This is a genomic window from Streptomyces sp. NPDC056738 (assembly GCF_042790435.1).
In the GTDB taxonomy this organism is placed as follows: domain Bacteria; phylum Actinomycetota; class Actinomycetes; order Streptomycetales; family Streptomycetaceae; genus Streptomyces.
On sequence record NZ_JBHTZF010000014.1, the window covers coordinates 195,868 to 220,503 of the forward strand.

Below are 24,636 nucleotides of genomic sequence, written 5' to 3' on the forward strand. Positions count from 1 at the left end.
GGGGAGATCGGGCGCTACAGGCCGAGGCGGCGGGACAGGTCCGAGGTGAAGACCCCGCGTGGGTCCAGCTCCCGGCGCAGCGAGCGGAACGCGTCGAGCCGCGGATACATGGCCGCGAGCAGCTCGGGCCGCAGCCGCGCGTCCTTGGCGAGGTACACGCGCCCCCCGGCCTCCGCCACCTCCTCGTCCAGCTCGTCGAGGAAGGCGCCGAGGCCCGGCAGGCCCGCGGGGATGTCCAGGGCCAGGGTCCAGCCGGGCACGGGGAAGGACAGCCAGCCCGGGTCGCCCTCGCCGAAGCGCTTCAGGACGGCGAGGAAGGACGGGCAGCGGCGCCGGGAGATGCGCCGCACGATCCGGCGCAGGGTCTCCTCCCGGCCGTGTCCGACGACGAACTGGTACTGCACGAAGCCGCCGCGCCCGTAGACGCGGTTCCAGTGCGGCACCCCGTCGAGGGGGTGGAAGAAGGCCGGGATCGGCTGGAGTTCGCCGGTCCGCGCGCGGGGCGCCTTGCGGTACCAGAGTTCGTTGAACAGGCCCACCGTCGTCCGCCCGAGGAGCCCTTCCGGCACGAACGCGGGGGCGGCCGGCAGGCGCGACGGGCGGAACGCCAGCGGGTGTCTGCGGGCCCGCGGGGGCAGCGCGTCCAGCGGCGCGTGGTCGCCGCGGGTCAGCACCGAGCGCCCGGTCCCGGCCCCGCGCGCGAGGAGGTCGATCCAGGCCACCGAGTAGCGGTACCGGTGGTCGGTGGCGGTGAGGCGGGCCATCAGGTCGTCCAGGTCCGCCGCGCGTTCGGTGTCGACGGACATCAGGCCGCTCTCCACCGGCTGGAGGCGCACGGTGGCCGTCAGGATCACCCCGGTCAGCCCCATGCCGCCCGCCGTCGCGTCGAACAGGGGGGTGCCGGGCCCGACCGTCCTGATCTCGCCGTCCGCCGTCAGCAGTTCGAAGGACAGGACGTGACGGGCGAAGGAGCCGGACACGTGGTGGTTCTTGCCGTGGATGTCCGCGCCGATCGCGCCGCCCACGGTCACATAACGGGTCCCCGGTGTCACCGGCACGAACCAGCCGAGGGGGAGCAGGACCTCCATGAGCCGGTGCAGGGACACCCCGGCGTCGCACAGGACCGTGCCGCCGCCCGCGTCGATCGCGTGGATCCGGTCCAGGCCCGTCATGTCGAGCACCGCCCCGCCCGCGTTCTGCGCGGCGTCGCCGTAGGCCCGTCCGAGCCCCCGGGCGATCCCTCCCCGCGCCCCGCACGCACGGACGGCGGCCGCCGCCTCCCCGTAGGTGCGCGGACGGACCAGACGGGCGGTGGTCGGGGCGGTGCGGCCCCAACCCGAGACGGAGACGGAGTCGGCGGGCATGACCGTGACCGTAGCGCCGCCGGGGGTGCACAACGGGGCAATCTACCCGGAGCTTCCGGCTCCTCACCGAAATGGGTGATTAATGGGATGTCGTCCTAGATTGCCGTAGTTCTACGACCGCTCCCTAGAAGAGTGGCCTCACATGGACGACCTTGACGACCGTGACGAGATGGATCGGCGGCTTGACGGCGTGGACCGTCCACCTGGCGACATGGACCGCCGACTGCTGTCCGTGCTCCACGCGTACGGCGGGAATCCCCGCGTCGCGGCCGTCGCGCGCACCCTGTCCTGGAGCGGGGAGCACGGCGCCCTGTGGCTCGCCGCCGGGCTCGCCGGGGCGGCCGCCGACCGCGCGCGGCGCGGCGCGTGGCTGCGCGCGACGGCGCTCACCGCCGGAGCGCACCTCGCGAGCATGGGCGTGAAACGGATCGTGCGCCGCCCGCGTCCCACGCACGTGACGCCCCGGGTGCGCACGGCCGGACGGCACTCCTTCCCCAGCTCCCACGCGGCCTCCGCCACCGCCGCGGCGGTGGCCTACGGAACGCTCGGCGCGTACGCCGTCCCGCCGCTCGCCGCCGCGATGTGCCTCTCGCGCCTCGTCGTCGGCGTCCACTACCCCACGGACGTCGCCGCGGGCGCGGCCCTCGGCGCCGCGGCGGCCGGACTGGGCGCCGGCTGGATCGGGGCCCGCCATGGGTGAGCGCACGGCGCTGCTGGAGCGCGCCCCGGCCCTCGCCCCGCCGCCGCGGTCCCTGAGCGGGCTGCTGCGGGGCCTCGTCAGGACCGCGCGTCCCCGCCAGTGGGTGAAGAACGTGCTCGTCGTGGCCGCCCCGGCCGCCGCCGGCCGGCTCTTCTCGCCGTATGCGGCCGCTCAACTCGTCCTGGTCTTCGTGCTGTTCACGGCCTGCGCCGCCGCCGTCTATCTGATCAACGACGCCCGGGACGCCGTCGCCGACCGCGCCCATCCCGTGAAGCGCCACCGCCCGGTCGCCGCGGGCCAGGTCCCGCGCCCGGTCGCGTACGCGGTCGGCGGCACCCTCGCGGTCCTCGCGCCCGCGGCCGCCGCCTGGTTCTGCTCGGCGGCCGTCTGCGCGCTGCTGACCGCGTACATCGGCATGCAGCTCGCGTACTGCGTGAGCCTCAAGCACGTGCTCGTCGTCGACCTCGTCGTCGTCACGACCGGGTTCCTGATGCGGGCCATGATCGGCGGCCTGGCCCTCGGCATCCCGCTCTCGCGCTGGTTCCTCATCACCACCGGCTTCGGGGCGCTGTTCATGGTCTCGGCGAAGCGCTACTCCGAAGCCGTGCAGATGGCGGGCACGGCGGGTGCCACGCGCGCGCTGCTCACCGAGTACACGACCGGCTATCTGCGGTTCGTCTGGCAGCTCGCCGCCGGGGTGTCCGTCCTCGGCTACTGCCTGTGGGCCCTGGAGGAGGGCGGCGTGCCGAGCACCGGGCTGCTGCCGTGGCGTCAGCTCTCCATGGTCGCCTTCATCCTGGCCGTCCTGCGCTACGCGGTCTTCGCCGACCGGGGCACGGCGGGCGAGCCGGAGGACGTGGTCCTGCGCGACCGTCCGCTTGCCCTCATCGGTCTGGTGTGGCTGGCGATGTACGGGCTCGCCGTGGCCAACTGGTGAGCGTCACCGAGGACCGGCCGGGCCCCGGTCTCCTCGACGGCCCCGGTCTGGCGGAACCGGTGGCGCCCGGCCGGGAGGCCCGCCCCCGGGAGCGGTTCCTGCGGGAGCTCCTCGGGTTCGCCGCGGTCGGGGTGCTGGCCTACGCGGCCGACCTCGGCGTGTTCGTCCGGCTCCGCGGCCCGGTGGGTCTCGACCCCCTGACGGCCAAGGCGCTGTCCTTCCTCGCCGGCTGCTCGGTGGCGTACGCCGGGAACGCGCTCGGCACCTACCGGCACGCGGCGGCGCGGGGCCCGCGGCAGTACCTGATCTTCTTCGGGGTGAACGTCGCGGGCGCGCTGGTGCAGTTGCTGTGCCTCGCCGTCAGCCACTACGGGCTCGGATACACCTCACCGCGCGCGGACACGGTCTCCGGCGCGGGGGTCGGCATGGTGCTCGCCACTGTTCTGCGATTTTGGGGTACCCGGTCACTGGTTTTCCGAGGCGAGGGCAGAGTCGGATCATGGACTGGCTGAAAAAGATTCCCGGCGTGGGACCTTGGGTCGTACGCCTGATGGCGACGCACGCGTGGCGGTCGTACGAGCGGCTGGACCGAGTGAAGTGGACGCGGCTCGCCGCGGCGATGACCTTCATCAGCTTCGTGGCGCTGTTCCCGCTGCTGACGGTGGCCGCGGCGATCGGGGCCGCCACGCTGAGCACACAGCAGCAGAAGGACCTCCAGGACAAGCTGGCCGAGCAGGTGCCGGGCATCTCCGACCAGCTCGACATCAACGGCCTCGTCCAGAACGCCGGCACGATCGGGCTCGTCGCCGGTGCGCTGCTGCTGGTCACCGGCATCGGCTGGGTCGGCTCCATGCGCGAGTGCCTGCGCGCGGTCTGGGAGCTGCCCGACAGCGAGGGGAACCCGCTTCTGCGCAAGATCAAGGACGGGGGAGTCCTCGTCGGCCTCGGCGGCGCCGTGCTGCTCACCATCGCCGTCTCCACGCTGGCGTCCACGGCGATGGGCTGGTCCGCGCGGCACGCGGGTCTCGACGAGAACGGCTGGGGGACCACCCTGCTCCAGCTCGTCGCCTTCGCGGTGGCGGTGCTCGCCGACTTCCTGGTCCTGCTCTACGTCCTGACCCTGCTGCCCGGTGTGGAGCCGCCGCGCCGCCGGCTGATCGTCGCCGCGCTGATCGGCGCCGTCGGCTTCGAGCTGCTCAAGCTGCTGCTCAGCGGCTACATGCGGGGTGTGGCCTCGAAGAGCATGTACGGCGCCTTCGGCGTGCCGATCGCGCTGCTCCTGTGGATCAACTTCACCTCGAAACTGCTCCTGTACTCCGCGGCCTGGACGGCGACACCCAGCGAGGGCCGGGACCCGGAGGCGGCCGGCGACGGTGAACCGGCCGACGGTGGCCAACCGGCCGACGGTGGCGAACCGGCCGGCGACCGCGAACGGGCCGGTGACCGCGAACGGGCCGGCGAGCGCGAACGGGCCGGCGAGCGCGAACGGGCCGGCGACCGCGAACGGGCCGGTGACGGCGGACCGGCCGGCCCGGGGGACCGGGGCGGCTCGGGGGCTCCGAAGCGTGGGACGAAGCCGCCCGAGTCCCGGGCGGTCAGCGGCGGCGGCGCATCAGGTCCGGCAGCGGCCAGCGGCGGTTGACGAGGAAGACGCCCGCCGCGAGCAGGGCGACGAAACCGCCCGCCAGGCCGAGCGCGATGCCGATGCCGCTCGAACCGCCCCTCGCCGCGGTGGTGGAGGCCGCCACCGGCTTCGTGGAGGCGTGCGCGGTGCCCGTGCCGGAACCCGTGCCGGGGCTCGACCCGCCCGAGGCGTTCGCGCCCGGCTGAGCCGTGGTGTCCACGCCCTTGGGCGCGACGAGTTCGCCCACCGGCTGGACCTTGTCCGCGGCCTGGAATCCCCAGTCGAGCAGTTGCGCGGCCTCCTTGTAGACCTCGTTGTGCTCCTTCTTCTCCGGGTTCATGACCGTGACGAGCAGGACCTTGCCGCCGCGCTCGGCGACACCCGTGAAGGTGGCGCCGGCGTTGGTGGTGTTGCCGTTCTTCACACCCGCGATGCCCTGGTACGGGGTGATGTCGCTGTCGCCGGACAGCAGCCGGTTGGTGTTCCGGATCTCCGAGGACGTGCGGGCGGACGTGCCCTTCTTGCCGCCGGTCGTCGTGCCGGTGGTCGTGCCGGGGAAGGTGGCCCGCACCGTCGAGCAGTACTCCCGGAAGTCCTTCTTCTGCAGCCCCGAACGGGCGAAGAGCGTCAGGTCGTAGGCGGACGACACCTGGCCCCTGGCGTCGTAGCCGTCGGGGCTCACCACGTGCGTGTCGAGCGCCTGGAGGTCGTCCGCGTGCGCCTGCATGTCCTTGACCGTCCGGGCGACGCCGCCGTTCATCGCCGACAGCACGTGCACGGCGTCGTTGCCGGACTTCAGGAAGACACCGAGCCACAGGTCGTGGACGGTGTACGTCTGGTTCTCCTTTATGCCCACCACGCTGGAGCCCTCGCCGATGCCCGCCAGCTCGGAGGGGGCCACCTTGTGCGAGGTGCTCCTCGGGAACTTGGGCAGCACCGTGTCGGCGAACAGCATCTTCAGCGTGCTCGCCGGCGGCAGCCGCCAGTGCGCGTTGTGCGCGGCCAGGACGTCGCCGGACTCCGCGTCGGCGACGATCCAGGAACGGGCGGTGATGTCCGGGGGCAGGACGGGGGCGCCGGCCCCGAGGTCCACCTGGTTGCCGGGCCGGCCGAGCCGCTCGCCGCCGAGGCTCGACATGGTCGCCGGGGGCGTGGCCGACGGGGAGGAGCCGGGGCTCGCCGTCGGGCTCACGTCGGCGGTGTCGACCGTGTCGGCGAACGCGGGCGCGTTGAGGGAAACGGTCAGCAGGGTGGCGGAAGTGATCAACAAGGATCGTCGAATGGTCTTTTTCGAGGCGGGCACGATCGAGAAAGTACAGGGGTTGTGACCGGAATTCCCGTCACCGATCGGGGGCGCCGCCTCGTCCTCTCCACCCCGGCGCCGGATCACGGTGGCCGACGGCGATACTGAACGCATGAAGCTCAGCCGCCCCGTGTCCTGGTTCCTGCTCGCCTTCGGGGTGTGGAGTTGGGTCATTTGGGTCACTTTCGCTAAGAATCTCTGGCAGGACGCCAGTGGGCTCGCGTTCGACGACGCGGGCGATCCGACCGCCTACTTCTGGGTGCATCTGACGCTCGCCGTCGTGTCGTTTGTCCTTGGGACGGTCGTCGGGGTCATCGGGTTGCGCGGCGTACGCGCTTTGCGCCAGACGTCATAACGGGGGATACGGCGTCATGGTCATCTTGTTCGTGTCGGTGGGCCTGGCTGTGCTGGCCGTGCTCGTCGGGCTGCACTGGTACGCGTGGCGCCGGCTGGTGCGGGACACGACGAGCGGGCCGGGACCGGCCCGCCGGCTGGGCACGGTCCTCTTCGTCGCCGCGCCGCTGCTGATGGTCGGCGCCCTCGTGGCCGAGCGCGCGGGTGCTCCCTTCGTGCTCCAGCGGACGCTTGCCTGGCCCGGCTTCCTGTGGATGCCACTGGGCCTCTACCTCGTACTGGCCCTGCTGGCCGGGGAACTCGTACGACCGCTCCTGCTCCGCGCCGACGCGCGCCGGACGGCCCGGCGGCGCGAGACCGCCGGGGCGGCGGTCTCGGACGGCCCGGCGGGTCAGGCGCGGGCAGCGGCCCCGGAAGGGCCGTCGGATGAGGCGGAGTCGGCGGACGAGGCGGGGTCCTCCGAACCGGCGGACAAGGCGGGGTCCTCCGAACCGGCGGACGCCGTGCTCGCGCCCTCGCGGCGGCTGTTCGTCTCGCGCGTCGTGGGTGGCACGGCCGCCGCCGTCGCCGTCGGGACCGTGGGGTACGGGACGTACGGCGTGCTGCGCGGGCCCAGGGTGAAGCGGATCACCGTGCCGCTCGCCAAGCTGCCCCGGTCCGCCCACGGCTACCGGATCGCCGTCGTGAGCGACATCCACCTCGGACCGGTGCTCGGACGCGGATTCGCGCAGCAGGTCGTCGACACGATCAACTCCACGCAGCCCGACCTCATCGCCGTCGTCGGTGACCTGGTCGACGGCAGCGTGAAGAACCTCGGCCCCGCCGCCGCGCCGCTCGCCGGGCTGCGCGCCCGCCACGGGTCCTACTTCGTCACCGGGAACCACGAGTACTTCTCCGGGGCCGAACAGTGGATCCAGGAGGTGCGGGAACTGGGGATCCACCCCCTGGAGAACGCGCGGACCGAGCTGGCCGGATTCGACCTCGCCGGGGTCAACGACCTCCAGGGCGAGAGCGAGGGGCAGGGACCCGATTTCGGCAAGGCGCTCGGAGACCGCGACACGACACGGGCCTGTGTGCTCCTCGCACATCAGCCGGTGCAGATCCATGAAGCGGTACGCCACGGGGTCGACCTCCAGTTGTCCGGACACACCCATGGCGGACAGCTCTGGCCGGGCAACCTCATAGCGGCCGCCGCCAATCCGACGGTCGCCGGCCTGGACCGCTACGGCGACACACAGCTCTACGTCTCCCGGGGCGCCGGAGCCTGGGGGCCGCCCACCCGCGTCGGCGCTCCCTCGGACATCACGGTGGTCGAACTGGCCTCACTCGAAGCCTGAGAATCCGCTGTGAAGAGGGGCGGAAAAGATCGTTTTCGTCTGCCCCGAGCACTCTTCCCGATTCGCTTCCCCGGCCCAAACTCCTGTGATTAGGTGATCCGCGCCACTAAGGGAGTGGTGTGCGGGGCGCCTGGGGAGGGCACCGATGCGATCGGTTCGCTTATGGATTCTGGTGGCGCTGCTCGTCGTCGCGGGCGCCGGTGTGGCCGGCTGGCAGCTCCTGCCGGCGAAGGGGAACGACAACCGCACCATCACCGTGGGCACCACGGACGCCGTCACCTCGCTCGACCCGGCCGGCGCCTACGACGCCGGATCCTGGGCCCTGTTCAGCAATGTCTTCCAGTCGCTGCTCACCTTCGAGCCCGGCGGCGCCAAGCCCGTCCCGGACGCCGCCAAGAGCTGCGCGTTCACCGACACGGGACTGCGCACGTACCGCTGCACGCTCCGTGACGACCTCACGTTCCCGAGCGGGCGCGCGGTGACCGCCGAGGACGTGAAGTTCTCCTTCGACCGCGTCAAGCGCATCAACGACGAGGTCGGGCCCGCCTCGCTCCTGTCCACCCTGGGCAGCGTGGACGCGAGCGGCCGGACCGTCGTCTTCCATCTGTCCTCGCCCGACGCGACCTTCCCGTTCAAGCTGGCCACCGGCGCCGGATCGATCGTCGACAGCACCCGCTACCCCCGGCGCAGCCTGCGCACCGGCTCGGGCGTCGACGGCACCGGACCCTACGTCCTGAAGGCGTACACGCAGGGCGCGAAGGCCGTCCTGGCCCCCAACCCCCGCTACCAGGGCGCCGTCGACGGCCCCGGCAGCCCCGTCGTACTGCGCTACTACGCCAACTCGGACGCGCTGCGGGTGGCGTGGCGGGCGAAGCAGCTCGACGTCGTGGCCCGTCAGTTGCCGCCGGCCGTGCTCGCCGCGCTCTCGCCGAGCGACCCCGCGCAACGCGTCACGGAGGCCGACAGCGCCGAGACCCGCAACCTCGTCCTCGACGTGCGCGAGAGTTCGCCGCTGCACGACCGGCGGGTCAGGCAGGCCCTCGCCTCGCTGGTCGACCGCCAGGAGCTGGTCGACCGGACGTACCGCGGGACGACCGACGCGCTGTACGGGCTGATCCCGGCGGGCATCACCGGGCACGCGACCTCGTTCTTCGACGCCTATCCGAAACCGGACCCGAAGAAGGCGCGGGCCCTGCTGACCGAGGCCGGGGTCTCCCTGCCCGTGCGCTTCACCTACGGGTTCGCCGAGGGGCGGGGCGCCGCGGGCGAGGAGGCGGCCGAACTCAAGCGGCAACTGGAGGCGGACGGACTCTTCAAGGTGACGACCGAGGGGTTCGAGTGGACCGAGTTCCAGAAGAAGTACGCGGAGGGCGGGCTGGACGCCTGGGCGGTTGGCTGGGTCGCCGACTATCCCGACGCGGACACCTTCGGCGCGCAGCTCGTGGGCACGGGCAACAGCATGAAGAACGGCTACACCAACAGCGAGGTCGACCGTCTCATCAAGGAGACGCAGGAGGACGCCGACCGGAGCCGCACGGCGGACGCGTTCCACCGGCTCCAGACGCGCGTCGCCGAGGACGTCCCGCTGATCCCCCTGTGGCAGCGCAAGGACTACGTCATCAGCACGGAGGACATCAGCGGCGGCCAGTACCTGTCCGACGGGACCGGGGTCTTCCGCCTCTGGCGACTGAACTGGCTGTGACGAGTGGCCCCGGGAGCCGGGGCCACTCGCCGTCACGGCCGGTGCGTCCTAGGGGTGGGGCGTGGATCCGTACGCCGTCAGGAAGCGGTCGCGGAACGAGCTCATCTTCCACACCGGGGCGTCGTGCCGGGGCTGGAGTCCGTCCGTCCAGCCCCAGTCGGCGATCTTGTCGAGCACCTTGGGGTCCTTCGCGACGATCGAGACGGGCACGTCACGGCTGGCGTGGCTGCCGCTGACCCGCGCTATCGGCTGGTGGTCCCCGAGGAAGATCAGGACGGTGTTCTTGTTCCCGTACTTCACCAGGTAGTCGATCAGGCTCGTCACCGAGTACGAGATCGCCTTGCCGTACTCCACCTTGGACTTCTGCGAGCTGGTGATGATGTCGCCGGGCTTCTTGCCGGCCTTCTGGATGGCGTCGTAGACCGAGCCGTCGCCGACCTGGTCCTGCGGGACGGTCTTCGGGATGGGGGCCCAGGGCTGGTGGCTGGAGGTCAGGATGATCGTCGACATCAGCGGCTTGTCGTGCTTCTTGCTGTGCACGAGACGCTCGAACGCGGTCAGGGCGTACTGGTCGGGCATGGTCGACCAACTGAACTTCGGGCCCTTGTAGCCGAGGTGGAAGGCGTCGTAGAGCTTGTCTATGCCGTAGAACTTCTGCTCGGGCCAGCCCTTCTGGATGCCCGGCATGACGCCCACGGTGTCGTAGTCGCCGGTCTTCTTGAAGGCGCTGATCAGGGAGAGGTGGTCGCCTGCGGTCACCGTGCGGTAGCGCTGCTGGTTGTTGATCCACAGCCCCGACAGGAACGTCGAGTGGCCGAGCCAACTGCTGCCGCCGTACGTCGCCGAGGTGAGCCAGCCGCTCTTCGCCGCGAAACCGGCCTGGGTCAGCTTCTCGTTCTCCGCGGTCAGGGTCGCGTCGACGTCCGGCGCGATGACCGGGTCCTCGACGGCGCTGCGGCCGTAGCTCTCGATGAACGTGACGATCATGTCCTTGCCGCGCAGATCGGTGAGCATCTCGTCGGGCGGTGTGTTCGCGAAGGCGTCCTTCTTGGCGATCCTGGCGAACTCGGCCTCGTCCCGCAGGGTGTTGCGCACCCGCGCCGCCCGGTCCTGGACGACCAGCGCGGTGTGCTCGGAGGCGATGGGCACCCCGGTGTACTGCACGCCGAGCGCCGCGCAGGTGACCCAGGCCATGGCCAGGACCAGGGTCGTGCGGGTCGCCGTCTCGGTGTTCCTGGCCGCCAGGTTGCCCAGCCGGACGACCGACAGCGTCATGAGCGCCAGGATCGCGATCACGAGCGCCACGGCCAGCGCCACGATGCCGAGCGCGCCGCCGTGGCCGAACGTGTCCTGGAGGTAGGCCTGCGCATCGGCGAACAGCGACCAGTCGAGGACGACGTTGAAGCCGCGTCCGAGGTATTCGTTGAATCCGATGTCGAGGATGTTCAGGACGGTCAGCACGCCCAGGGCCAGCCCGGCGGCCACCGACAGCGCGATCCGCGGCCGGCGGGGCAGGACGATCAGCAGCGCGCCACCGAAGATCGCCTCCACCGGGAGCCGCAGGAATTCCGCCGGGCGGAAGCTGTCCGCCTGGCTCGGCATGAGCAGCGCGAACAGGACGAGCGCGGCGGCGACGAGGGTGGTCGTCCAGGCGAGGGCGCGGGCGGCGACCGGATACCGGCCCCGCCACCCGCTTCCCGCCCCGGACCCGGACGGCTCGCCCCCCGGAGGCTCCTCGCCGCCTCCGGCTCCGTCCCCGGGGGCGGCGTCCGGGGCGTTCGGTGTGTCGGAGGTGTCGGAGGTGTCGGGGGCTCCGGGGGCTTCGGCGGTGTCGTCCCCGGGCGAGGCCACGTCCGTGTCCGCGCGGGTCTCGCGGGGCGCCTCGGTCCCGGTCGCAGGCGCGGTCCCCGCCCGGGTGCCGGTTTCGGGCGCCGCGCCGACGGCACTGGGAACCGTGCCCTCCGGGGCACCCGCGTCCCCTGCCCGGCCTTCGGCCCGGACCTCGGTCCCGGGGGCGCCGGTGGCGGCTTCGCCGTCGCTCCCGTCGGGGTCCGCCTCGTCACCAGGGCCGGACCCCGCCGGAGGCTCCTGCGGGGCGTCGGGATCGATCGAGGCGGCCTCCTCGGTCGTGGTGACCTCGGGGGCCGCCCCGGCCGCTGCCTCTCCCTCACCCGAGGCGGCGGCGTCCTCGTCCGTGCCGGTGCCGGTGTCCGTGTCGGTGTCCGCGTGGGGCTCCGGCGTCGGCTCGTCCCCCGGAGGCGTCTCGTCCGTGTTCGGTAGCTGTCGAGAGCTCGTTTTGAACGACAACCCGGCGGTCCTTCCGTGCGAAGCGCGGTGGTGGCGTGGCGGGCCGATCGGAAGCGACCGAAGCGCCCTCGTCGTGGTGTACGGGGCCGCGGCGGCCCGTGTTCAACCGCCTCGGTCAGCTTCTGTCCAAGTCCGTTTCCGCAGGTCAGAGCGGCAGGTGAGGGGTGCTGCGGCGACCGTCGGGGGCTGGGCGGTGTCACCGGCCCCGCACCGGCAGCGTCACCGTCACCGCCAGTCCCTCGCCCGGGGCCGTCCGGACCGCGACGCTCCCTCCGTGGGCCCGCACCACACCCTCCACGATCGCCATCCCGAGCCCGCTGCCCGCGCCGCCGCCGGCCCGGAAGAAGCGGTCGAAGACCCGCGCCGCGTCCTCCTCCGCGAGCCCGGGGCCCTTGTCCGCGACGCACAGCCGCAGGACACCGTCGGAGCGCTCCAGGGTGAGCCGCACGGGCACGTCGCCGGGCGTGTGGGTGCGTACGTTGCCGACGAGGTTGCCCAGGACCTGCCGCAGCCCCGATTCGTCGGCCTGGACGAGCAGGGTGCCGTCGGCGTCCACGGTCACCGGGCGGCCGGGCTGCTGGGCCCGCAGATCCTCGGCGGCGTCCCGCACCAGCCGGCTCAGGTCGACGTTCCTGAAGCGCAGTTCGGGCCGCTGGTCAAGGCGGGCCAGGGTGAGCAGCTCGTCGACCAGCCGGCCCATGCGGTCGGCCTCCCCGTTCATCCGGTCCCAGGCACGCCTGCGCTCCACGGGGTCGGTCAGCATCCCCTTCTCGTAGAGCTGGAGGTAGCCGCGGATGGCCGCCAGCGGGGTGCGCAGCTCGTGCGAGGCGTCCCCGACGAACCGGCGGAGCTGGGCGGCGCTGTCCTCGCGCGTCCGGTAGGCCGACTCGACCTGGTGCAGCATGGAGTTGAGCGCGAGGCGGAGCTGTTCGACCTCCTGGGTCGGGTGATGGCTGGAGGGGACGCGCCGGGTCAGATCTCCCTCGGCGATGGCGGACGAGGTCTCCACCATGGCCTCCAGCGGCCTCATCCGGCGGCGCACGCTGAACATCGTCAGACACGCGAGGAGCGCCAACAGGAGGGTTCCCACGGCCAGATCGAGCTTGAGGGCCTTGGCGATGCCTTTGTGCAGTCCGTCGGTCGAGCTGCCGAACAGGACGTAGGTGCCGTCGGCCAGCCGCGTCGCGGTCGCCCGGTAGTCGACGCCGCCGATGGTGATGTCACGCGGGTCGACGGCACGGGCGAGGCCGCCGGGGTCGCCCACGGCCGAGGCGAACGCGCGCTGGGTGTCGGTGGGTTGGTAGCCGGCCACCGCGACGGCCTGACCGCCGCGGTCGACGGCCGCGAAGACCGACTCCGGCTTCGACGACTCGTCCGCGGCGGGTCCGATCCGCTCGTGCACGAACGCGAGGGCGCTCAGCGAGTCGATCTGGCGCATGGTGAGCTGCGAACCGCCCAGGGATTCCCGGGTCTTGAGGAGCTGGGCGTCCACCTGGTCGAGCAGGTAGTGCCGCATGCCCATCAGGCTCACGGCGGTCGCCACCACGATGCCCAGGGCCAGCAGCCCCACGTTGGCGATCGTGAGCTGGCCGCGCAGCGAGTGGATGCCGTGCCTGCGGCGCGCGGGGCGGCAGCCGGGCAGGACGGGCGCCTTCACGCGAGCCCGTATCCCACGCCCCGGCGGGTCTGGATCACCGGTGGCCCCAGTGGTTCGAGCTTGCGCCGCAGGTAGCTGATGTACGTCTCGACGACCGTCGACTCGGCGGGGTGCTCGTACTGCCAGACATGGCGCAGGAGTTGTTCCTTGGGCACGATCCGGCCGCCGTTGCGGACGAGGAAGCGCAGCAGCGCGTACTCGGTGGGGGTGAGTTCGACCGTGGTGCCCGCGCGGTGGACGCGGTACGTCGTCTCGTCCAGCTCCAGGTCGCCGTAGCGCAGGGGCGGGCGCTGCGGCAGGACGTCGTCGGGCCGGGTGCGGCGCAGGACGGCGGTGATGCGGGCGACGACCTCGTCGATGTTGAACGGCTTGGTGATGTAGTCGTCGCCGAAACCGAGCGCGCCGACGATCTCGGCGGGCGCGTCCCGCGCGGTGAGGAAGACGACGGCCAGGTCCGGCTGCCGCAGGCGCAGTTCACGGCCCAGCGCCCGGCCGTCGCCGTCCGGGAGCATCACGTCGAGCAGGGCCGCGTCGGGGCGGGTGCGCTCGGCGAGCGCCAGGGCCTCGCGGACGCACCCCGCGGCCATCACCTCGAAGCCGTGGTAGCGCAGCGCGATGGTCAGGACGTCCGCGATGCTCGGCTCGTCCTCGACGACGAGCACGGTGGCTGCCTCGTGAGCGGTCATGTCCCCAGTATCGGCGGGGCCGTCGACGGCTTGGGCCGTTCGCTCCTTGGAGTTCCTTGAGAGTCATGGGCGGGTCGTGTCCACCGGCGCGGCCGGACACGAATCCTGGTGACCAGGACCTGGGGGACCGACCGACTAAGGAGCGTTGAACGTGGCGGTATTGGCACGGTGGTGCTATCGGCACCGGCTGGTGGTCCTGTTGCTGTGGGTGGGTGCGCTGTTCGGTCTCGGGTTCGCGGCGACCACCGCGGGCACGGACTACGCGAACGTGTTCTCCCTTCCGAACACGGACTCCAAGCGTGCGTACGACCAGATGGAGAAGGCCTTCCCCGACAGCGCGGGGGACACGGACACGGTGGTGTGGAAGGTCGCGGACGGAACGGTCCGGGACGCCTCCGTGCGCGACCGGATCCAGCCGGTGCTGGACGAGATCGCGGGCATGAAGGGCGTGGGCCGGGTCGCGGGTCCGTACCAGGGCGAGCAGGGGGCCGCGCAGATCAGCCGTGACGGCACGATCGCGTACGCCCAGATCACCTTCACCGAGCAGGCCAACGCCGTACCCAAGGAACTGGTGCAGGACGTCGTCGACACCGCGCAGGGTGCCGAACGGGCCGGACTCCAGGTGGAGTTGGGCGGTCAGGCGATCCAGCGGGTGCAGGAGCCGCCCACCGGGCTGGCCGAGATGGTCGGCATCCTGGCCGCGGCGGTCGTCCTCTTCCTCGCCTTCGGTTCGCTCTTCGCCATGCTGCTGCCGATCGGCATCGCGGTCTTCGGGGTCGGTACGGGCCTGTTCTCCACGCAGTTGCTCAGTCACACCACGGACATCCCGGATCTGGCCCCGCTGCTGGCCACCCTGATCGGCCTCGGTGTCGGCATCGACTACGCGCTGTTCATCGTCACCCGGCACCGGCGCGGTCTCCTGCGAGGCCTGGCGCCCGAGGAGTCGGCGGTCGTCGCCCTCAACACCTCCGGTCGGGCGGTGCTGTTCGCGGGCGGAACGGTGTGCATCGCGCTCGCGGGCATGCTCGTGACGAACCTGCGCTTCCTGGACGGTGTGGTCATCGGTACCTCCCTGACCGTCGTGTTCAGCGTGCTCGCCGCCACCACGCTGCTGCCCGCGCTCCTCGGCGTCCTCGGCACCCGGGTGCTCAGCCGCCGCCAGCGGCGCAAACTGGCGGACCGGGGCCCGGAGCCGGAGCGGGCGAGCGGGGCCGCGGCCCGCTGGTCGATGACCGTGCAGCGCCGCCCCCGTACGATCGCCGCCGTCGCGCTCGCCGTGATGGCGGTCCTCGCGCTCCCCGTGCTGTCGCTGCACCTCGGCGCCACCGACCAGGGCAACGACGACGGCACAACGACGACCCGGCAGGCCTACGACCTGCTCGCCGAGGGCTTCGGACCCGGCTTCAACGGTCCGCTCCAGGTGGTCGTGACCGCGGGTGACACCGGGGCCCTGGCGAAGAGCATCGGCGGCACGCCCGGGGTCGCCGCGGTCGCCGCGCTGCCGCCCGCCAACGGTGTCACGGTGATCCAGGTCGTGCCGACGACGTCACCGCAGTCGGTGAAGACCGACCGGCTCATCGACACCCTGCGGGACCGGGTGATCCCGGACACCGGGGCGACCGCCCACGTCGGCGGGGTCACCGCCGTGTCGAAGGACTTCGCCACGATCACCGGCGACCGCCTGCCGTGGTTCGTCGCCACGATCATCGGGCTCGGCTTCCTGCTCCTGCTGATCGCGTTCCGCTCCCTGGTGGTCCCGCTGACGGCCGCGCTGATGAACCTGATCGCGGCCGCCGCGTCCTTCGGCGTCCTGGTCGCGATCTTCCAGTGGGGCTGGGGCCTGGACCTGCTGGGCCTCGGCAAGGAGGGTCCGATCAACGCCTTCCTGCCCGTCATCATGCTCTCGCTGCTGTTCGGCCTCTCCATGGACTACCAGGTGTTCCTGGTCAGCCGTATGCACGAGGAGTGGGTGCACACGAGGGACAACGCGCGCGCGGTGCGGGTCGGGCTGGCCGAGACCGGCCGGGTCATCAACTCGGCCGCCCTGATCATGGTGTGCGTCTTCCTCGCCTTCGTCCTGAGCGGGGACGCGGGAGCGGCGATGGCGGGGGTCGGCCTCGCGGCCGCGGTCGCCCTGGACGCCTTCATCCTGCGTACGGCCCTGGTGCCCGCCGCGATGCATCTGCTCGGCGACTCCAACTGGTGGCTGCCGGCGTGGCTGGACAAGCGGCTGCCGCATCTGGCGGTGGAGCCCGCGGAGGAGCCGGCCGAGGACGCTGCGCCGGCCGGCGGCGGTGCCTCGGCCGTGCACGGCTTCGTCCGTGACGCGGAGGGCGAGCCCGTCGACGGGGCGGTCCTCACGCTGCTGTCCAAGGGAGGCCGGCAGCTCGACCGGGTGACCTCGCTGGCCGACGGTTCCTACATCGTCTCGGTCCCGGCCCCGGGGACGTATCTGCTGTCCGCGACGGCCCGTTCGTACGGGGCGCGGGCCCGGCACGTCGTCGTGACCGAGGAGCCGCTGGTGCACGACGTGGAACTGGTCCAGGGAGAGGTGGACGCCGACGCGGTCAACTGAGGCCGCCGGTTTCCGGTTGTCGAACGGTCCCGGGGTACGGGGGCGCCCGCTTCGTCGGGCGCCCCCGTGCCCCGTCCGGTCGTCCTGGCCGGGGCGCGGGCACGGGGTCCGTCTCCTCGCCGGGGCGGCCGGGACCTCAGTCGGTGTCCTCCGCCGGGTCGGTGGTGCCTCGGCGCGTCCTCCTCGCCGGATCCGCGGGCTCCCGGTCCGTCTTCTTCGCCGGGTCGGGCAGGGCCTTCGTCATGCCCGGCAGGAAGTCCGTGAACAGTTCGTGCACCTCGTGGACGAGGGGCCGCAGCAGCCGGAAGCGGGCCAGCGAGACCCCGCGCGCCGTCAGACGCGCCCCGCGCTCGGCGAGCCGGTAGCTGCGTTCGCGGCCCTCGGTGCGGTCGAAGACCCAGTACAGGACGAGCCCCATCTGGGAGAGCCACATCAGCTCGGGCAGCACCTCCCGCAGTTCCTCCGGCACCTTGGTCTTCGCGCCGGCCAGCACTTCCTTGTGGACGCTGATCGCCTCGCGGCGCGCGTGCTCCGACTCGGGGGAGAAGGGGCTGAGCGGACTGTCCGGGTCGGCGGCGTTCTTGAAGAACTGCACGGCGAACTCGTGGTACGGCGTGGCGATGTCCAGCCACACCTTCAGGACGCCGCCGAGCCGCGCCTCCAGGTCCGTCTCGCGGTCCAGCACCTCCCGGACCGCCTCCTGGTGTTCGGCGGCGATCCGGTCGTAGAAGCCCTGGATCAGGTGTTCCTTGCCGGCGAAGTAGTAGTACGCGTTGCCGACGGAGACCCCGGCCTCCTGGGCGATGGCTCGCATCGTCGTCTTGTCGTACCCCCGTTCCTGGAACAGCCGCATCGCCGTCTCCAGGATCAGGGCCCGGGTCTGTTCGCTCTTGGCCGGGCTCTTCGCCTCCTTGCCCGGGGACTCGGCGGGCTCGGAGGCCGCGCTGGGCTCGGTGGAACCGATGGGGCCGGGGCTGTCTTTCGGTGCTGGCACGGGACGAGCCTAACGACTGGGAACCGTCGTACATCCGCCGCTGTCGCAGGCGGGCGGCTCGAAGGTCCATCCGGCGGTCGGGTGGTAGCTCCAGCCGTCGCCCCACTCGTACGCGCCGCCGCGCCACCGCCGCGACGCCTGCGCCTCGCGCCACTTGGCGGCGGCGAGGGTCGCGCCCCTGGCCAGCCGCGCGCCCGCGGGCGTGCTCAGCCGGTGGGCCAGCGGCCGGAAGTCGCGCAGCGCCCAGAGGGTGACGATCCAGGCGGCGGCTCCCTGGTAGACCTGTCCGCCGTCCCCCACGACGGTGATCTCGTCCAGGGTGGCGCGCTGGTCGAGCCCGGGGTAGCTCCGGGCGGCCTCCTCCGAACCGGCCGGCACGAACCGCAGCGGTACGAGCTGCGCCTGCCCGGAGAGCCACTTCTTCAGGAACGCGCACAGCGAGCAGCGCGCGTCGTAGAGGACGGTGAGCCCGAGGACCGGGACGCGTGCCGCGTCCCGGTCCCGGGTGGCCGCTGCGGCGGTCACCGGTCTCACGCCCCGGCCGTGGGCGCGACCCAGTCGGTCGGCCGTACCGGCGGCGTCTGCTCGCGCTCCATGACACCCCGCCGCCGGATCCTGTTGAGGGCGTAGACGTTGCCCAGGTGCATGACGCCGAGGACCAGCAGGACGACGCCCAGCTTGGTCGACAGGGCCTCGAAGATCTCGCGGGCGTCGGAGATCTCGTCGCTCTGGTGCAGATAGAGGGCGACGAAGCCGAGGTTGACGAGGTAGAAGCCCACCACCAGCAGGTGGTTGACGGCGTCGGCGAGCTTCTCGTCGCCGTGCAGGACGTCCGACAGGAAGATCCGTCCGTTGTGGCTCAGCGTGCGCGCCACCCAGACCGTCAGCGCGATGCTGACCAGCAGGTAGATGACGTAAGCGACGACTGTGAGGTCCATGTCCCCACCCCTTCTTGAACGCGTTCAAAACGCTGTCTGGGATGAATGTAGACCTCCTTTTGAACATGTTCAAGTCGGATCCGGGGTGGGCGGGCACCGCCGCCCGGACCGCGGGGTGCCCGCCCGGCCGCCGGCGTCGCGAGGCCGGCGCCTCCCGGGCTATCCCCGCGCCCCGCGGGCCAGTTCGGGCCGCTTGGTGTAGTCGGTGAAACCGATGACGTTGCCCCAGGGGTCCGCGATCTCGACGGTCCAGCCGGTGGCGCCGGAGAAGGGCGCGTCGAGGACGGCGACGCCCGCGGCGGCCAGGGAGCGGGCCGCCGCGCGGGCGTCCGGAACCTCCACCCACAGCCGCGGCGACGCCCACGGGGGCGGCCGGTGGCTCAGCTCCCGGTCCAGCCGCAGCAGCACCCCGGGCGTCTCCTTGCCCACCCTCAGCACCGCGATCCCGGCCTCGTCCAGCCGGAACGCCGACACGAACCCGGCCCGCTCGTAGAACCCCACACCCTCACCGAGATCCCCGACGGGCAACAGCACGTTGTCGATCCCGAGCAACTCGCACGACTCGCGTGACACGTCATCTGACATGCCATCAGGTTAGGAGCGGGGAGGGGTGGCGCCCCGGAACGACCCGGGGCCGGGGACCGGTTGTCAGTGGGGGCTCGTACTCTCGGCGGCATGGGAATGGTGACGTTCGTCGACGAGACGACCAGTGGGGGGCGGGGCTCGGGCTGGGCCGTCGAGATCGCCGAGGAGCGGCTCGCGGTGCGTGAGCTGATCCGGCGGCGGGTCTTCCAGGAGGTCGCCGAGTACAACGCGAGCATGCCGGCGGTGTTCCAGGGGCTCGTGCAGCCCGAGGACACCGAGCGCGTGCTGAACGGCTACGCGCTGCGCACGCCTCGCCGGATCGACCCCGAGGCGCAGAGCGAGCTGGCGCTCGAGGCGTTCGCGGGGAACGGCTTCCTGGTGCTCGTGGGGGAGCGTCAGGTGACCGACCTCGACGAGGAGATCGAGCTGGTCCTGGGCACCGAGGTCACCTTCCTCAAGCTCGTCGCGCTGGTGGGGGGATGACGATGGCCGACACCAGGAAGCAACTGGGATGGATCCGCTCGAACGCGGCCCAGGGCAACATGGGCGGGCTCGCCACCGACCTCCTGCGGGCCGCCCTGGTCAACACCGTCCAATGGGGCACCGGCTGGGGCGAGATGCTCGACCTGCTGGCCGCGCTCCCCGCCGACCAGCGCGAAAGGCTGGCCGGCGCTCTCGCGGCGGGCTATCACACGGTCGGCGGCAGATCGGAACCCCGCAACCAGGTGCTGACCGTCCTCGCCGCGATCTCGCACGGCCTCCCGGAGGAGCCGCTCGCCGACGAACGGGCCGGGCAGCTCAGGGAATTCGGCCGGCAGAACACCCTCTGGTCGGCGACACGGATCGACCTCCTGGCCGAGGCCGAACTGGCGGCCGGCCGCGACCTCGACCCGACCGTCGTCGCGGTCCTCCGCCGCACCGGCATGGACACCTACCGCCGCACGTTCATCGCGGCTCTGCTGAAGAAGCTCACGAACCCCGTTCTCAACGTCGGCGAGGAATGGGCCGAACGGGCCATGAGCGACTCCTCCACACCCGACGAGCAGGCCCTGCTCACCCATCTGACGACCGCCACCGCCTCCAAGCCCTCCGCCGCGTGGGACCAGCGGGCCCGCGCCCTCGTCGAGGCCCTCGGCGCCGACCGGGTCCGCGCCGCCGCGCTGTCCTGGCTCGCCCTCGTCGGCCGCCCCCGCACCCACCCGCTGGAGGTCCGGGGGTACGAGGCAGACATCAACAACGCCTACGACCCGTACAACGCCGACGCCCTGCGCGGCCTCGCCTGGCTGGTCTCCCTGCTGCCGCCCCACCCCGACACCGCGCGGGCCCTCGGCGCGCTCGTCGAGACCTCCCTGAAGAAGGTCGCCGGACTGGGCCCGCGCAACCCGAAGGTCGCCAACGCCGGTGTGATCGCGCTGTCCCGCGTCGACGGAGAGGCCGCCCTCGCCGAACTGGCCAGGCTGGCCACCCGGGTGACGTACAAGGCCACCGCCAAGATCGTCGACGGCTTCCTGGACGCGAAGGCCACCGCCCTCGGGCTCACCCGGGAGGAGATCGAGGAGCTGGCCGTCCCTGCGTACGGCCTCACCGAGGTCGGGCAGGTGCGGCACGAACTCGGCGACACCACCGCCCTCCTCGAAGTCCACGGCACACGCGCCGCGCTGAGCTGGCGCAACGCGAGCGGCAAGGCCGTCAAGAGCGTGCCCGCCGCCGTGCGGCGCGACCACGCCGAGGAGCTCAAGGAACTCAAGGCGGCCGTCAAGGACATCGACAAGATGCTCTCGGCGCAGACCGAACGCCTGGACCGGCAGTTCCTCGCCCGGCGCACCTGGGCGTACGACACCTGGCGCGAGCGCTACCTCGACCACCCGCTCGTCGGCACCCTCGCCCGCCGCCTCCTGTGGACGGTCGACGGCACCCCGGTCGGCTTCGCGAACGGCGCGCTGTCCACCCTCACCGACGACCCGGTGACCTCGGGCGAGGAGGTCACCCTCTGGCACCCGGTCGGCCGGGAGCCCGCCGAGGTCGTCGCCTGGCGGGACTGGCTGGAGCGCCACGAGATCACCCAGCCCTTCAAGCAGGCCCACCGCGAGGTCTACCTCCTCACCGACGCCGAACGCGCGACGGGCACGTACTCGAACCGCTTCGCCGCCCACGTCGTGCGCCAGCACCAGTTCAACTCACTGGCCGCCGTCAGGGGCTGGCGCAACAAGCTCCGGCTCTGCGTCGACGACGAGGCGCCCCCGGCCACCCGGGAGCTGCCGCGGTGGGGGCTGCGCGCCGAGTACTGGATCACCGGTGACGGCGAGTACGGCGAGGACACCACCGAGTCGGGCAGCTATCTGCGGCTGCGCACCGACCAGGTCCGTTTCTATCCGATCGACGCCCCGCAGAACTCGGCGCACTGCTACGGCGGCGAGTACCGCATGTGGCTCGGCCCGGACGAGAACCCCGTCGAACCCCTGCCGCTCACGGAGATCCCGCCGCTCGTCCTGTCCGAAGTCCTGCGCGACGTGGACCTGTTCGTCGGCGTCTCCAGCGTCGGCAACGACCCGACCTGGCAGGACGGAGGCCCCGGCGGCCGTTTCCGCGAGTACTGGACGTCGTACGGCTTCGGCGATCTGAACGAGACCGCGCAGACCCGCCGCGCCCTGCTCGACCGGCTGATCCCGCGGCTGGCGATAGCCGACCGCTGCACCCTGGAGGGCCGCTTCCTGTCGGTGAAGGGCGAGCGGCACACGTACAAGATCCACCTGGGCTCGGGCAACATCCTGATGAGCCCGAACGACCAGTACCTGTGCATCGTCGCGAAGTCCGCGGCGGGCGGCCCCCGGACCGGCTATCTGCCCTTCGAGGGCGACGGGATGCTCGCGGTGATCCTCAGCAAGGCGATGCTGCTGGCCGACGACCTGAACATCACGGACCCGACGATCCTGAGCCAGCTCTGATCGGGTCCGTTCCGCCCGTTCGTGGCCCCGTACGCGAGTGGGCCCCGCTTCCGGAGGGAAACGGGGCCCACTCGACGTACGGGCCGACCTCAGATGCGGCGCGTGATCAGCGCGCGCTTGACTTCCTGGATCGCCTTGGTGACCTCGATACCGCGCGGGCAGGCGTCCGTGCAGTTGAACGTCGTGCGGCAGCGCCACACACCGTCCTTGTCGTTGAGGATCTCCAGTCGCTGCTCTCCGGCGTCGTCACGCGAGTCGAAGATGAAGCGGTGGGCGTTCACGATGGCGGCCGGACCGAAGTACTGGCCGTCGTTCCAGAACACCGGGCAGGACGACGTGCACGCCGCGCACAGGATGCACTTGGTGGTGTCGTCGAACCGCTCGCGGTCCTCGGCCGACTGCAGACGCTCACGCGTCGGCTCGTTGGTGTCCTTCGAGATGAGGAAGGGCATCACGTCGCGGTACGCCTGGAAGAACGGGTCCATGTCGACCACGAGGTCCTTCAGCACGGTCAGGCCCTTGATGGCCTCGATCGTGATCGGCTTCGCGGGGTTCAGGTCCTTGATCAGCGTCTTGCAGGCCAGACGGTTCTTGCCGTTGATCCGCATGGCGTCCGACCCGCAGATGCCGTGGGCACAGGAGCGGCGGAACGTGAGCGTGCCGTCCTCGTCCCACTTGATCTTGTGCAGCGCGTCGAGGACACGCTCCTTGGGGTCGATCAGGATCTGGAAGTCTTCCCAGACCGACTCCGCCGAGACCTCCGGGTTGAAGCGGCGGATGCGGAACGTGGCGGTGATGTAGGGGGAGTCGGCGAAACCGGGCTCGGGTGCGCCGGCCGCGTCCGCCTTGTCCAGAGTGGGAGTAGCCATCAGTACTTACGCTCCATCGGCTGGTAGCGGGTCTGGACGACCGGCTTGTAGTCGAGACGGATGGACTCGGTGCCGTCGTCGCCGACCTCGCGGTACGCCATGGTGTGGCGCATGAAGTTGACGTCGTCGCGGTTCGGGTAGTCCTCGCGGTAGTGACCGCCGCGGGACTCCTTGCGGGCGAGCGCGGAGACGGCCATGACCTCGGCCAGGTCGAGCAGGTTGCCCAGCTCGATGGCCTCCAGCAGGTCCGTGTTGAACCGCTTGCCCTTGTCCTGGACCGAGACGTTCTTGTAGCGCTCGCGGAGCTCCGCGATCTTCTCCACGGCCGTCTTGATCGTCTGCTCGGTGCGGAACACCATCACGTTGGCGTCCATGCACTCCTGGAGCTCCAGGCGGATCGCGGCGACCCGCTCGGTGCCCGTGGAGTTGCGCAGCCGCTCGACCTGGGACACGACCTGCTCGGCCGGGTTCTCGGGCAGCTCCACGAAGCCGGCCTTCGCCGAGTACTCCGCGGCCGCGATGCCGGCCCGGCGCCCGAAGACGTTGATGTCCAGCAGCGAGTTCGTGCCGAGGCGGTTGGCGCCGTGCACGGAGACACAGGCGACCTCACCGGCGGCGTACAGGCCCGGGACGACGGTGGTGTTGTCCGAGAGGACCTCACCCTCGACGTTCGTCGGGATGCCGCCCATGGCGTAGTGCGCGGTGGGCTGGATCGGGATCGGGTCCGTGTAGGGCTCGATGCCGAGGTAGGTCCGCGCGAACTCGGTGATGTCGGGCAGCTTGGCGTCGAGCTGCTCCGGCGGGAGGTGCGTGAGGTCGAGGTAGACGTGGTCGCCCTCGGGACCGCAGCCGCGGCCCTCACGGATCTCGGTGTAGATGGAGCGGGACACGACGTCACGGGACGCGAGGTCCTTCATGACCGGCGCGTACTTCTCCATGAAGCGCTCGCCGTCCTTGTTGCGGAGGATGCCGCCCTCACCGCGGGCGCCCTCCGTCAGCAGGATGCCCATGCGCCAGATGCCGGTCGGGTGGAACTGGAAGAACTCCATGTCCTCCAGCGGCAGCCCGCGACGGTAGACGGCCGCCTGGCCGTCACCCGTCAGGGTGTGCGCGTTGGAGGTCACCTTGAAGAACTTGCCGGTGCCGCCGGACGCGTAGATCACGGACTTCGCCTGGAAGACGTGGATCTCGCCGGTCGCCAGCTCGTAGGCGACGACGCCCGCCGAGTGCTTGACGCCGTCGACCTCGGTGATGAGCTGGTCGAGGACGTAGAACTCGTTGAAGAACTCCACGCCCTCCTTGACGCAGTTCTGGTACAGCGTCTGGAGGATCATGTGACCGGTGCGGTCCGCGGCGTAGCAGGACCGGCGGACCGGGGCCTCGCCGTGGTTGCGGGAGTGACCGCCGAAGCGGCGCTGGTCGATCGTCCCGTCGGGCGTCCGGTTGAACGGCAGGCCCATCTTCTCCAGGTCGAGGACCGAGTCGATGGCCTCCTTCGCCAGGATCTCGGCGGCGTCCTGGTCGACCAGGTAGTCACCGCCCTTGATCGTGTCGAAGGTGTGCCACTCCCAGTTGTCCTCCTCCACGTTGGCGAGCGCGGCGGCCATGCCGCCCTGCGCCGCGCCCGTGTGGGACCGGGTGGGGTAGAGCTTCGTCAGCACGGCGGTGCGGCTGCGCTTCGTCGCCTCGATGGCGGCGCGCATGCCGGCGCCGCCGGCGCCGACGATGACGGTGTCGTACTTGTGGATCTTCATGAGTG

The 24,636-nt window shown here is 71.5% G+C and carries 20 protein-coding genes and 1 pseudogene; 10 read left to right on the forward strand and 11 right to left on the reverse strand.

Going from position 1 to position 24,636, the window contains the following annotated elements:
* Nucleotides 1-14: 14 nt before the first annotated feature.
* Nucleotides 15-1,364 carry an FAD-binding protein gene (locus ACFRIC_RS32470; protein ID WP_382793232.1) on the reverse strand — a complete coding sequence of 450 codons (1,350 nt, stop codon included), beginning with the start codon at nucleotides 1,362-1,364 and terminating at the stop codon, nucleotides 15-17.
* Between the two features lie 169 nt (nucleotides 1,365-1,533).
* Here ACFRIC_RS32470 and ACFRIC_RS32475 point away from each other — a divergent pair, with 169 nt between their 5' ends.
* The 4 genes and pseudogenes from ACFRIC_RS32475 to ACFRIC_RS32490 all read left to right on the forward strand — a co-directional run.
* The gene (locus ACFRIC_RS32475; protein WP_382793515.1) at nucleotides 1,534-2,064 is read left to right on the forward strand and encodes a phosphatase PAP2 family protein; all 531 of its coding nucleotides are present in this window, start codon (nucleotides 1,534-1,536) and stop codon (nucleotides 2,062-2,064) included.
* Nucleotides 2,057-3,001, forward strand: coding sequence for a decaprenyl-phosphate phosphoribosyltransferase (locus ACFRIC_RS32480; protein WP_382793234.1), 945 nt, complete (start codon nucleotides 2,057-2,059; stop codon nucleotides 2,999-3,001). The genes ACFRIC_RS32475 and ACFRIC_RS32480 overlap by 8 nt, the downstream gene beginning before the upstream one ends.
* A 59-nt stretch (nucleotides 3,002-3,060) precedes the next feature.
* Complete coding sequence (locus ACFRIC_RS32485) at nucleotides 3,061-3,513, forward strand: GtrA family protein (RefSeq protein WP_382793518.1); 453 nt, start codon at nucleotides 3,061-3,063, stop codon at nucleotides 3,511-3,513.
* A pseudogene (locus tag ACFRIC_RS32490) lies at nucleotides 3,501-4,421 on the forward strand (YihY/virulence factor BrkB family protein); the annotation flags it as partial. The gene ACFRIC_RS32485 and the pseudogene ACFRIC_RS32490, both read left to right, overlap by 13 nt.
* Nucleotides 4,422-4,596: 175 nt before the next feature.
* On the opposite strand, the gene ACFRIC_RS32495 reads toward ACFRIC_RS32490, so the two are convergent.
* The gene (locus ACFRIC_RS32495) at nucleotides 4,597-5,928 is read right to left on the reverse strand and encodes a D-alanyl-D-alanine carboxypeptidase family protein (protein WP_382793237.1); all 1,332 of its coding nucleotides are present in this window, start codon (nucleotides 5,926-5,928) and stop codon (nucleotides 4,597-4,599) included.
* A 112-nt stretch (nucleotides 5,929-6,040) separates the two neighbouring features.
* On the opposite strand from ACFRIC_RS32495, the gene ACFRIC_RS32500 reads away from it, so the two are divergent.
* The 3 genes from ACFRIC_RS32500 (at nucleotide 6,041) to ACFRIC_RS32510 (ending at nucleotide 9,321) form a co-directional block, all read left to right on the forward strand.
* On the forward strand, nucleotides 6,041-6,283 hold the full coding sequence (locus ACFRIC_RS32500; RefSeq protein ID WP_361676383.1) for an SCO4848 family membrane protein: 243 nt from the start codon (nucleotides 6,041-6,043) through the stop codon (nucleotides 6,281-6,283).
* Nucleotides 6,284-6,299: 16 nt separating this feature from the next.
* A complete protein-coding gene (locus ACFRIC_RS32505; protein ID WP_382793240.1) occupies nucleotides 6,300-7,619 on the forward strand; it encodes a metallophosphoesterase in 1,320 nt (439 codons plus the stop codon).
* A 145-nt stretch (nucleotides 7,620-7,764) separates the two neighbouring features.
* Nucleotides 7,765-9,321 (forward strand): ABC transporter substrate-binding protein, encoded by a 1,557-nt coding sequence (locus ACFRIC_RS32510; RefSeq protein WP_382793244.1) that lies wholly within the window; start codon nucleotides 7,765-7,767, stop codon nucleotides 9,319-9,321.
* Between the two features lie 48 nt (nucleotides 9,322-9,369).
* On the opposite strand, the gene ACFRIC_RS32515 is transcribed toward ACFRIC_RS32510, so the two are convergent.
* The 3 genes from ACFRIC_RS32515 to ACFRIC_RS32525 form a co-directional block, all read right to left on the reverse strand.
* The gene (locus tag ACFRIC_RS32515) at nucleotides 9,370-11,628 is read right to left on the reverse strand and encodes a sulfatase-like hydrolase/transferase (protein WP_382793247.1); all 2,259 of its coding nucleotides are present in this window, start codon (nucleotides 11,626-11,628) and stop codon (nucleotides 9,370-9,372) included.
* A 196-nt stretch (nucleotides 11,629-11,824) separates the two neighbouring features.
* On the reverse strand, nucleotides 11,825-13,285 hold the full coding sequence (locus tag ACFRIC_RS32520) for an ATP-binding protein (RefSeq protein WP_382793249.1): 1,461 nt from the start codon (nucleotides 13,283-13,285) through the stop codon (nucleotides 11,825-11,827).
* A complete protein-coding gene (locus ACFRIC_RS32525) occupies nucleotides 13,282-13,971 on the reverse strand; it encodes a response regulator transcription factor (protein WP_382793252.1) in 690 nt (229 codons plus the stop codon). The genes ACFRIC_RS32520 and ACFRIC_RS32525 overlap by 4 nt, the downstream gene beginning before the upstream one ends.
* A gap of 160 nt (nucleotides 13,972-14,131) precedes the next feature.
* Here ACFRIC_RS32525 and ACFRIC_RS32530 point away from each other — a divergent pair, with 160 nt between their 5' ends.
* Nucleotides 14,132-16,546, forward strand: coding sequence for an MMPL family transporter (locus tag ACFRIC_RS32530; protein ID WP_382793521.1), 2,415 nt, complete (start codon nucleotides 14,132-14,134; stop codon nucleotides 16,544-16,546).
* A 136-nt stretch (nucleotides 16,547-16,682) separates the two neighbouring features.
* On the opposite strand, the gene ACFRIC_RS32535 is transcribed toward ACFRIC_RS32530, so the two are convergent.
* The 4 genes from ACFRIC_RS32535 to ACFRIC_RS32550 all read right to left on the reverse strand — a co-directional run bounded on the left by ACFRIC_RS32535 (nucleotide 16,683) and on the right by ACFRIC_RS32550 (nucleotide 19,063).
* Nucleotides 16,683-17,399, reverse strand: coding sequence for a TetR/AcrR family transcriptional regulator (locus ACFRIC_RS32535; protein ID WP_382793524.1), 717 nt, complete (start codon nucleotides 17,397-17,399; stop codon nucleotides 16,683-16,685).
* A 150-nt stretch (nucleotides 17,400-17,549) separates the two neighbouring features.
* Complete coding sequence (locus tag ACFRIC_RS32540) at nucleotides 17,550-18,065, reverse strand: thiol-disulfide oxidoreductase DCC family protein (RefSeq protein WP_382793255.1); 516 nt, start codon at nucleotides 18,063-18,065, stop codon at nucleotides 17,550-17,552.
* A gap of 5 nt (nucleotides 18,066-18,070) precedes the next feature.
* On the reverse strand, nucleotides 18,071-18,478 hold the full coding sequence (locus ACFRIC_RS32545; RefSeq protein WP_382793258.1) for a hypothetical protein: 408 nt from the start codon (nucleotides 18,476-18,478) through the stop codon (nucleotides 18,071-18,073).
* Nucleotides 18,479-18,637: 159 nt separating this feature from the next.
* On the reverse strand, nucleotides 18,638-19,063 hold the full coding sequence (locus ACFRIC_RS32550) for a VOC family protein (RefSeq protein WP_382793261.1): 426 nt from the start codon (nucleotides 19,061-19,063) through the stop codon (nucleotides 18,638-18,640).
* A 90-nt stretch (nucleotides 19,064-19,153) separates the two neighbouring features.
* Here ACFRIC_RS32550 and ACFRIC_RS32555 point away from each other — a divergent pair, with 90 nt between their 5' ends.
* Both ACFRIC_RS32555 and ACFRIC_RS32560 read left to right on the forward strand, forming a co-directional pair.
* Nucleotides 19,154-19,546 (forward strand): hypothetical protein, encoded by a 393-nt coding sequence (locus ACFRIC_RS32555; RefSeq protein WP_382793264.1) that lies wholly within the window; start codon nucleotides 19,154-19,156, stop codon nucleotides 19,544-19,546.
* Complete coding sequence (locus tag ACFRIC_RS32560; RefSeq protein ID WP_382793267.1) at nucleotides 19,543-22,008, forward strand: DUF4132 domain-containing protein; 2,466 nt, start codon at nucleotides 19,543-19,545, stop codon at nucleotides 22,006-22,008. The genes ACFRIC_RS32555 and ACFRIC_RS32560 overlap by 4 nt, the downstream gene beginning before the upstream one ends.
* Before the next feature lie 89 nt (nucleotides 22,009-22,097).
* On the opposite strand, the gene ACFRIC_RS32565 is transcribed toward ACFRIC_RS32560, so the two are convergent.
* Nucleotides 22,098-22,877: a succinate dehydrogenase iron-sulfur subunit gene (locus ACFRIC_RS32565; RefSeq protein WP_382793271.1), complete on the reverse strand. Its 780-nt coding sequence runs from the start codon at nucleotides 22,875-22,877 to the stop codon at nucleotides 22,098-22,100.
* Nucleotides 22,877-24,631: a succinate dehydrogenase flavoprotein subunit gene (gene sdhA, locus ACFRIC_RS32570; RefSeq protein ID WP_382793274.1), complete on the reverse strand. Its 1,755-nt coding sequence runs from the start codon at nucleotides 24,629-24,631 to the stop codon at nucleotides 22,877-22,879. The genes ACFRIC_RS32565 and sdhA overlap by 1 nt, the downstream gene beginning before the upstream one ends.
* Between the last annotated feature and the right edge of the window lie 5 nt (nucleotides 24,632-24,636).

Excerpts from the sequence above, each read along its gene's own strand:
- ACFRIC_RS32470 (WP_382793232.1), bottom strand. The coding sequence starts at position 1,364 with ATGCCCGCCGACTCCGTCTCCGTCTCGGGTTGGGGCCGCACCGCCCCG.
- ACFRIC_RS32510 (WP_382793244.1), top strand. The coding sequence starts at position 7,765 with ATGCGATCGGTTCGCTTATGGATTCTGGTGGCGCTGCTCGTCGTCGCG.
- ACFRIC_RS32545 (WP_382793258.1), bottom strand. The coding sequence starts at position 18,478 with ATGGACCTCACAGTCGTCGCTTACGTCATCTACCTGCTGGTCAGCATC.
- ACFRIC_RS32505 (WP_382793240.1), top strand. The coding sequence starts at position 6,300 with ATGGTCATCTTGTTCGTGTCGGTGGGCCTGGCTGTGCTGGCCGTGCTC.
- ACFRIC_RS32555 (WP_382793264.1), top strand. The coding sequence starts at position 19,154 with ATGGGAATGGTGACGTTCGTCGACGAGACGACCAGTGGGGGGCGGGGC.
- ACFRIC_RS32550 (WP_382793261.1), bottom strand. The coding sequence starts at position 19,063 with ATGTCAGATGACGTGTCACGCGAGTCGTGCGAGTTGCTCGGGATCGAC.
- ACFRIC_RS32480 (WP_382793234.1), top strand. The coding sequence starts at position 2,057 with ATGGGTGAGCGCACGGCGCTGCTGGAGCGCGCCCCGGCCCTCGCCCCG.
- ACFRIC_RS32560 (WP_382793267.1), top strand. The coding sequence starts at position 19,543 with ATGACGATGGCCGACACCAGGAAGCAACTGGGATGGATCCGCTCGAAC.
- ACFRIC_RS32535 (WP_382793524.1), bottom strand. The coding sequence starts at position 17,399 with ATGCGGCTGTTCCAGGAACGGGGGTACGACAAGACGACGATGCGAGCC.
- ACFRIC_RS32525 (WP_382793252.1), bottom strand. The coding sequence starts at position 13,971 with ATGACCGCTCACGAGGCAGCCACCGTGCTCGTCGTCGAGGACGAGCCG.
- ACFRIC_RS32565 (WP_382793271.1), bottom strand. The coding sequence starts at position 22,877 with ATGGCTACTCCCACTCTGGACAAGGCGGACGCGGCCGGCGCACCCGAG.
- ACFRIC_RS32475 (WP_382793515.1), top strand. The coding sequence starts at position 1,534 with ATGGATCGGCGGCTTGACGGCGTGGACCGTCCACCTGGCGACATGGAC.
- sdhA (WP_382793274.1), bottom strand. The coding sequence starts at position 24,631 with ATGAAGATCCACAAGTACGACACCGTCATCGTCGGCGCCGGCGGCGCC.
- ACFRIC_RS32500 (WP_361676383.1), top strand. The coding sequence starts at position 6,041 with ATGAAGCTCAGCCGCCCCGTGTCCTGGTTCCTGCTCGCCTTCGGGGTG.